At 51.8% G+C, this 991-nt stretch carries 1 protein-coding gene; it reads right to left on the bottom strand.

Annotated features, from left to right (window positions below; translation table 11 throughout):
• The coding region (locus BN1127_RS04645) for an IS630 family transposase (RefSeq protein WP_042648684.1) at nt 1-882 on the bottom strand (882 nt) is incomplete at its 3' end.
• Between the last annotated feature and the right edge of the window lie 109 nt (nt 883-991).

Genomic DNA, 991 nt, shown 5'->3' with positions numbered 1-991 from the left:
ATTAACCCAAGGACTGTAAACTGGCTGGAATACCAGGCAGAACTTAGGGTTTTTCTTCAACCATCGCTCGGTCTGTTTGCTTTTGTGAATGATGTAGTTATCGAGGATCAGCGTGATGGTTTTGGCTCGTCGGTAGTGGCGACGCAGCTTTTCCAGCATGGCGATAAACAGGGATGAGTTTTTCTTTATCCCACTGACGTAAAGCACTCTTCCGTTGCCTGCATGGAGAACGCCTGCCAGGTAATGTTTCGCGTTCTGTCCCGGCGTGACAACCCGCTTTTGCTGCGCTCTGAACATCCAGTCGGCCCCTAATTTGGGATTGAGGTCTATATCGACTTCATCCTCATAAAACACCGGATTATCGGCATCACAGCGGGCCAGCGCAGCGTCGATATCCGCCATTTTCTCCTGATAGGCTGGGTCTTTTATCCGCAAGGTCGGCACGGGCCTTCGCCAGACAATGCCCATACGCGGTAACCATCGACGGAGCGTGGAGGCTGCCATATTGAGACCTGTTAACCGATTGATTTTGATAGCCAATAGTTCGGTACACCAGCGGCTGCGCTGATAACCAAAATCTTGCGGAGAAAACTGCATGAGCAGCACCAGTAAAGTGACAATCTTGGCAACAGGTAAGACTGGGGCACGGCCAGCCGGTAAGGCTTCTAGCGCATCTATGCCTTCATCTCGATACCATCGAAGCCAACGGCCGATGGTCGAGCGAGCAGCGCCGGTAAGGTGATGAACATCAGTGACCGTGCGTCCTTCATGTAACAGCAAGATGGCCATCAAGCGACGAGCATGCCCTTTATCACGGGTGGCATGGATGATTTTGTGAATGCGGCGCCGTTGTGGTCGTGGCAGGGGTGGTAGGATAGGCATCAACTCAGTCCTTTGGGTGTGGCTTGTTTTGTTTGGCGACTAATGAGATCGCACAAACTGGACTGAGTTCCCTTCCTCCAGTGATCTACTATTCGGAACAGCTATTTAG

The organism is Aeromonas media (assembly GCF_000819985.1).
Classification (GTDB): Bacteria; Pseudomonadota; Gammaproteobacteria; order Enterobacterales; family Aeromonadaceae; genus Aeromonas; species Aeromonas media.
The sequence above is the reverse complement of the archived record's forward strand: the minus strand, read 5'-3'. Positions and strand labels throughout refer to the sequence as shown.